This is a genomic window from Teichococcus aerofrigidensis, assembly GCF_054073225.1.
The window spans coordinates 1-6,793 of record NZ_JBSXMU010000153.1 but is presented as its reverse complement, the minus strand read 5'-3'; the positions used below and the strand labels follow the sequence as shown (position 1 = coordinate 6,793).

The 6,793-nt window shown below is 75.2% G+C and carries 7 protein-coding genes; 6 read left to right on the top strand and 1 reads right to left on the bottom strand.

Going from position 1 to position 6,793, the window contains the following annotated elements:
• From rlmB to mobA, 5 genes are all read left to right on the top strand, one after another.
• Positions 1-775 (top strand): 23S rRNA (guanosine(2251)-2'-O)-methyltransferase RlmB (gene rlmB, locus ACVMLK_RS19095; RefSeq protein WP_457487305.1); only part of this gene is annotated, 775 nt, incomplete at its 5' end.
• A gap of 108 nt (positions 776-883) precedes the next feature.
• Positions 884-1,111, top strand: coding sequence for a hypothetical protein (locus ACVMLK_RS19090; protein ID WP_198365191.1), 228 nt, complete (start codon positions 884-886; stop codon positions 1,109-1,111).
• A 157-nt stretch (positions 1,112-1,268) separates the two neighbouring features.
• Positions 1,269-2,585, top strand: coding sequence for a 4-aminobutyrate--2-oxoglutarate transaminase (gene gabT, locus ACVMLK_RS19085; RefSeq protein WP_457487304.1), 1,317 nt, complete (start codon positions 1,269-1,271; stop codon positions 2,583-2,585).
• A gap of 151 nt (positions 2,586-2,736) precedes the next feature.
• Positions 2,737-3,270: a DUF3016 domain-containing protein gene (locus tag ACVMLK_RS19080; protein WP_457487303.1), complete on the top strand. Its 534-nt coding sequence runs from the start codon at positions 2,737-2,739 to the stop codon at positions 3,268-3,270.
• Positions 3,267-3,890, top strand: coding sequence for a molybdenum cofactor guanylyltransferase MobA (gene mobA, locus ACVMLK_RS19075; protein WP_457487302.1), 624 nt, complete (start codon positions 3,267-3,269; stop codon positions 3,888-3,890). The genes ACVMLK_RS19080 and mobA overlap by 4 nt, the downstream gene beginning before the upstream one ends.
• A 111-nt stretch (positions 3,891-4,001) precedes the next feature.
• On the opposite strand, the gene ACVMLK_RS19070 is transcribed toward mobA, so the two are convergent.
• The gene (locus ACVMLK_RS19070) at positions 4,002-5,096 is read right to left on the bottom strand and encodes a trypsin-like peptidase domain-containing protein (RefSeq protein ID WP_457487301.1); all 1,095 of its coding nucleotides are present in this window, start codon (positions 5,094-5,096) and stop codon (positions 4,002-4,004) included.
• 84 nt (positions 5,097-5,180) lie between these two features.
• On the opposite strand from ACVMLK_RS19070, the gene ACVMLK_RS19065 reads away from it, so the two are divergent.
• Positions 5,181-6,793, top strand: a 1,613-nt coding sequence (locus ACVMLK_RS19065; protein WP_457487300.1) for a heavy metal translocating P-type ATPase, incomplete at its 3' end; no start/stop codon positions are given.

Genomic DNA, 6,793 nt, shown 5'->3' with positions numbered 1-6,793 from the left:
CGGCCGCCCCGACGCCGCCGGCGAGGCCGCGCCGGCGCGCGACCGCGACCGCGCCGAGGGCGGCACGCTCTGGCTCTATGGCCTGCACACCGTCGCCGCCGCCCTGGCCAATCCGCGCCGCCGCAACCGCCGCCTGCTGCTGACCGCCGAGGCCGAGCAGGCCCTGGCCGCGCGCCTTCCCAGGCCCTGGCCGCTGCAGGCCGAGCGGGCCGAGCGGGGCCGCTTCCAGACCTTCCTGCCGGAGGACGCGGTGCACCAGGGCGCCGCCCTGCTGGCCGAGCCGCTGCCTCCGGTGCCGCTGGACGAGGTGCTGGCCCGTTCGCGCGGCACCGTCCTGCTGCTCGACCAGGTGACCGATCCGCGCAATGTCGGCGCCATCCTGCGCTCCGCCGCCGCCTTCGGCGCCGCCGCGGTGGTCATGCAGGACCGCAACGCGCCACCCGAGACCGGCGCCATGGCGCGCGCGGCCGTCGGCGCGCTCGACAGCGTGCCGGTGGCGCGCGAGGTCAATCTGGCGCGCACCATCCAGACCCTGCAGAAGGCCGGCTACTGGGTGATGGGCCTGGCCGGGGAGGCGCGCGAGGAGCTGGCCCGCGCCAGGCCGCGGGACCGGCCGGTGGCGCTGGTGCTCGGCGCCGAGGACAGCGGCCTGCGGCGGCTGCAGCGCGAGACCTGCGACGAGCTGGTGCGGCTGCCGATCTCCGGCGCGGTGGAAAGCCTGAACGTCTCGGTCGCCGCCGCCGTGGCGCTCTACGAGCTGGCGCGCGAGGGCTGAGGCCACCGCGCCTTCAGCTTTCGTCAAGCCTCCGGCGGGCAGGCTGCGCCGGCCGCCCCCCGAGGCGGGAACCCCGGCCAGGATGGCGCAACCTTGGACTGAGCAACCATGGCCCTCGCCACCTGGCATGACTTCACCGAACAGCAGCAGCTCGCCCTGTCGCAGGAGGCGCTGCGCCGTGCCGCGCAACTCCTGGCCGGCCAGGCCGAGACCCTGGCCAGCGAGATGGAGGAGGGCGCCCTGATCGACCAGGGCGGGCCGGAGGCGCTGCGCCTCTTCGCCAGCGTCGTTCGCGCCACCACCGAGGATGCCTTCGGCCCCGCCCGGCGGGCCTGACCGTCCGCCCCGGATCGCCAGGCCCATGATCACCCAGGCCTTTGATCGCACAGCGATATTTTCAGGCCACGCGGCGATTCGCCCGCCTCCACCCTTGCCCGGACACGGCGAGGGGCGCATGGTCCGCGCCATCCATGGCCATTGGGAGTGACGGGCGATGAGCGTGACGGCAACCGGGAGCAACGCGGCTCTGCAGGCGAGGCGCGAGGCGGCGGTGCCGCGCGGTCTGGGCATCCAGCTGCCGGTCTTCGCGGCCAAGGCCGAGAATGCCGAGATCACCGATATCGAGGGCAAGCGCTACATCGACTTCGCCGCCGGCATCGCGGTGCTGAACACCGGCCACCTGCACCCCAAGGTCAAGGCGGCGGTGCAGAAGCAGCTCGACAGCTTCAGCCATACCTGCATCCAGGTGATGCCCTATGAGGGCTATATCCGCCTGGCCGAGCGGCTGAACGAGAAGGTGCCGACCCGCGGCCCGCGCAAGACGGTGTTCCTCACCACCGGCGCCGAGGCGATCGAGAACGCGGTCAAGATCGCCCGCCACCACACCGGGCGGAACGGCGTCATCGCCTTCTCCGGCGCCTTCCACGGCCGCACCCTGCTCGGCATGGCGCTGACCGGCAAGGTGGTGCCCTACAAGGCGGGCTTCGGCTCGATGCCGGGTGAGATCTATCACCTGCCCTTCCCCGTGACCTATCACGGCAAGGAGGTGGCGCAGACGCTGGAGGCGCTGGAGGTGATGTTCCGCGCCGATGTCGATCCGAAGCGGATCGCCGCCATGATCATCGAGCCCGTCCAGGGCGAGGGCGGCTTCTATGTCGCCCAGGCCGAGCTGCTCGCCGGCCTGCGGAAGATCTGCGACGAGCACGGCATCGTCATGATCGTGGACGAGGTGCAGACCGGTTTCGCCCGCACCGGCAAGATGTTCGCCATCGAGCATTCCGGCGTGCAGCCCGACCTGATGACCATGGCCAAGTCGCTGGCCGGCGGCTTCCCGCTCTCCGCCGTCACCGGCAAGGCCGAGATCATGGACAGCCCCGGCGCCGGCGGCCTCGGCGGCACCTATGGCGGCAACCCGCTGGCCTGCGCCGCCGGAAATGCCGTGCTCGACGTGATCGAGGAGGAAGGGCTCTGCGCCCGGGCCGAGCAGATCGGCGAGCTGCTCACCGGCCGGCTGAAGGAGATGCAGTCCTCCAACAGCCTGGAGGGCGTGATCGGCGATATCCGCGGCCTCGGCGCCATGGTGGCGATGGAGCTGGTCTCGGGGAACAACCCCGACCGGCCCGACCCCGACCTGACCAAGGCGCTGATCGCCCGGGCGGCGCAGAAGGGCCTGATCATCCTGGCCTGCGGCGTGCGCGGCAATGTCGTCCGCTTCCTGGTGCCGCTCACCGCCTCCGACGCGCTGATCAACGAGGGCATGGACATCCTGGGCGAGTCGCTGCGCGAATGCGTGGCCGAGCGCGCCGCCTGAACCCGGCCGCCCGGCGGGCCTCCTCCCGCCGGGCACCCCTGCCCGTGCCCTCCTGCCCGTGCCCTCCCGGCCGGCGCCCTCCTTGCCGGCCTCACGCGCCATGCCCATCTGCCCGCCGGCCGTTCAGGGCTGACCGTTCAGGGAGGGCAGCATGGCCGTCCGTCTCCTCCGTCGCATGGCGCCGCTCGCGGCCGCCGGCCTGCTGCTGACCTCCGCCCCCGCCCTCGCCGGGGTGAGCGTGGACTTCGCCGATCCCGCCCGCTTCACCGATGCCCGGCTCGATGGCGGCGGCGGCGCCCGGCCGGACGCGCCGGAGCTCCTGGCCATCAGGCGGCACCTGGAAGCGCTCGGCGCCCGCCTGCCGCCCGGCACCGCGCTTCGCATCACCGTGCTGGACATCGACCTGGCCGGGCGGCGCGAGCCCTGGCGCATCGACAACCCCGACCTCCGCGTGATGACGCAGGCCACCTGGCCGCGCATCCGCCTGCGCTATGCGCTGGTCCGCCCAGGGGGTTATCCAACGGATCATCCAGGGGATCATCCAGGCGAGGCGCCGGCGGTGGCGGAGGAGAGCGTGAGCGACATGGCCTATCTGGCGCGCGCCCGCATGGCGCGGGCGGGGGACCGCCTGTGGTTCGAGAAGGCGATGCTGGACGACTGGTTCCGACAGCGCTTCCTCCGGTGAGCGAGGCGGTCTTCGGCCTGATCCTGGCCGGCGGCCAGGCGCGCCGCATGGGGGGCGGCGACAAGCCGCTGCTGCCGCTCGGCGGCCGTCCCATGCTGGCCCATGTCATCGCCCGGCTGCGCCCGCAGGTGGCGGGGCTGCTGCTCAGCGCCAACGGGGATCCCGCCCGCTTCGCGCCCTGGGCGGCGCCGGCGATTCCCGTGCTGCCCGACTCCCTGCCCGGGCAGCCGGGGCCCCTGGCCGGCATCCTCGCCGGGCTCGACTGGCTGGCGGAGCGGCGGGACGGGGCCGGCTGGCTGCTCTCCGTGCCGGGCGACACGCCCTTCATTCCCGCCGACCTGGCCGCCCGGCTGCGCGCGGCCCGTGTGGCGGCCGGCACGCCCCTGGCCTGCGCCCGCTCCGGCGGCCGGCTGCATCCGGCGGTCGGCCTCTGGCCGGTGGCCCTGCGCGACGCCCTGCGGCGGGCGCTCCTGGCCGATGAGCGGAAGGTCGCCCGTTGGACGGCGCGCCATGGCTGCGCCGAGGCGGAATGGCCGGGCGGGCCGGCGGACCCCTTCTTCAACGCCAACACGCCGGAGGAGCTGGCGGAGGCGGAGGCGCGGCTGGCGCGGGAGGGCTGAGCCCGGGCCAGAGCGGTTGCCGTTCGCACCGGCTCACGGCAACCGCTCTGGCCTATCGTTTTCAGGAGCATCTTCGCCCGATCAGGCGATTCCCCCCGGTCGGGACCTGCTCTACCGCTCGCAGCGGATGAAGACGGCGCCGCGATTGGCGATCTCGCCCACATCCGCCGCGCTCTTTTCCGCGCCGGTGCTGGAGGCGGTCGCGGGCGCCAGCCCGGCGCGGCGGGCGAAGGCCAGGGCGGCCTCGCCCTTCACCGCGAAATTGACGTTCTGGGGGATGTCGCCCGTCTGCTTCGCGATGTTCTGCGCGTGCAGCTTGCTCACCACCACGCCGACCAGGTTGCCCTGCAGGTCGAGCAGCGGCCCGCCGGAATTGCCCGGCTGCACCGCGGCGCTGATCTGGTAGTGCGCCGGGTTGTTGCCGAGCCCGTTCAGCCCGTTCACCTCGCCGCGCGTCAGCTTGGGGTCGGAGGAGAGCAGGCCCGGCAGCGGGAAGCCATAGGCGATGACCCCCTCGCCGCGCCGCACCGGCGGCGCCGCGCGGAAGGCCAGCGGCTCGCCGGGGTTGCCCGGCACGGCCAGCAGGGCGAGGTCCAGCCCGGCATCGACGCGGGCCGGCGGCACGGCGGGCAGCAGGCGGCCATCGGCGGTGCGGATGAAGATGCGGTCGCAGCCGGCGACGACATGCTGGTTGGTCATCACGCGGTCGGTGGCCACCACGAAGCCGCTGCCGGAGGAGACGCGGGCGCGCGGATTGGGCGCGCCGGGCGCCGGCTGGCTGGACGCGGGGCGAAGATCGGCCTCGGTGACGGCGATGCGCGGCTCGGCGCAGATGTCGCGGCCGCGCAGGATGGCCTCACGGCCGTCCTGCACCACCAGCCGCAGGTCGAAGCGGCAGCCGGCCTCGGGCCGCGTCGCCAGGGTGAACAGCTTGCCGCTGGGCATCGGCGCGGGCAGCGTGTTGCGCCCCCAGCCTTCCGCTCCGCCCTGCGCCGCCCGCCCCTCGCGCAGGGCGTAGAAGCCGGTCGCCACCTGGCCGGTGCGGTTCGCGAGCTGGATGCGGTGGCTCCCGCCCGGAGCGGCGTCGGGGGCTTGCGCGGCGTCGGGGGCTTGCGCGGCGTCGGGGGCCTGCGCGGCGGCGGGGCCGGAAGCGGCGAGGAGGGCCGCGAGGCCGGCGAGGGAGCGGAGAAGGGGGAGGAGGCGCATGATGCGCGGGGATCAACCCTGCCCCGCGGCGCCGGTCAATGGCGCTCTTGACCTTCCCACAATGGAAAGCCCCATCTCCTTCCCATGCCCGACGCCAGCCCCCCCTCCGAACGGATCACCCTGCCCATCACCGGCATGACCTGCGCCAGCTGCGCCGGACGGGTCGAGCGCGCGCTGCGGCGGGTGCCGGGCGTGGCGGAGGCGCGGGTCAACCTGGCCGGCGAGACCGCCGAGGTGCGCGGCACGGCCGAGCTGCGGGCGCTCGCCGAAGCGGTCGGCCAGGCCGGCTACGGGCTCGCCATCGAGGAACGCGACCTCGGCATCGGCGGCATGACCTGCGCCAGCTGCGCGGGGCGCGTGGAGCGGGCGCTGAAGGCCGTCCCCGGCGTACTGGAGGCCTCGGTCAACCTGGCCACCGAGCGGGTGCATCTGCGCCTGCTGGCGGGGCTGGACGAGGCCGCGCTGGCGGCGGCGGTGGCCCGGGCGGGCTATCGCGTCACCACGGCCGGGACCACCGCGGCGGAGGCGGAAGGCGGGCGCGGCCCCTGGCGCGGCCCCTGGCGCGACAGGGCCGAGCTGGCGCTGGCCTTCCTCCTGGCCGCCCCCTTCCTGGCCGGCATGCTCGGCATGGCCCTCGGCCGGCACTGGATGCCGCCGGGCTGGCTCCAGCTCGCCCTCGCCGCGCCGCTGCAGTTCGGCCTGGGCTGGCGCTTCTACCGCGCCGGCTGGCGCGCGCTGCGCGCCGGCACCGGCAACATGGACCTGCTGGTCGCCCTCGGCACCTCGGCGGCCTTCGGCCTCTCCGTGGTCCTGCTGGCGCGGGGCGAGGCGCATCTCTACTTCGAGGCCTCGGCCATCATCATCGCCTTCGTGCTGCTGGGCCGCTTCCTGGAGGGCCGCGCGCGGCGCGCCACCGGCGCCGCCATCGCCGCCCTGCTGGCGCTGCGCCCGCGCACCGCCCGCCGCCTGGACGAGGCCGGGCGGGAGGAGGAGGTGCCCGCCGCCACGCTCCGGGTCGGCGACCGCGTCGTGATCCGCCCCGGCGAGCGCATCCCGGCCGACGGGCTGGTGGAGGAAGGCGCCTCGGGCGTGGATGAGAGCGCGCTGACCGGCGAGAGCCGCGCCGTGGAGAAGCATCCCGGCGACACCGCCGCCACCGGCACCGTGGCGCTGGACGGGCGGCTGGTGGTCCGCGCCACCGCCGTCGGCGGCGAGACCCGGCTGGCCCGGGTGGCGGCGCTGGTGCAGGCGGCCCAGGCCAGCCGCGCCCCGGTGCAGAAGCTGGTGGATCGCGTCAGCGCCGTCTTCGTGCCGGTGGTGCTGGGCGTGGCGGCGCTGACCCTGCTCGGCTGGCTGCTGGCCGGCGCCGGGCTGCCGGCGGCCATCCTGCATGCCGTCGCGGTGCTGGTCATCGCCTGCCCCTGCGCCCTCGGCCTCGCCACCCCGGCCGCCATCATGGCCGGCACCGGCGCCGCCGCCCGCGCCGGCATCCTGATCCGCGACGCCGAGGCGCTGGAGCGCGCCGGGCACATCACCCTGGTCGCCTTCGACAAGACCGGCACGCTGACCGAGGGCCGGCCGCACCTGGCCGCCCTGCACACGGCGCCCGGCGTGACGCGGGCGGAGGTGCTGGCCGCCGCCGCCCGGCTGCAGGCCGGCAGCGAGCACCCCCTGGCCCGCGCCGTGCTGGCCGAGGC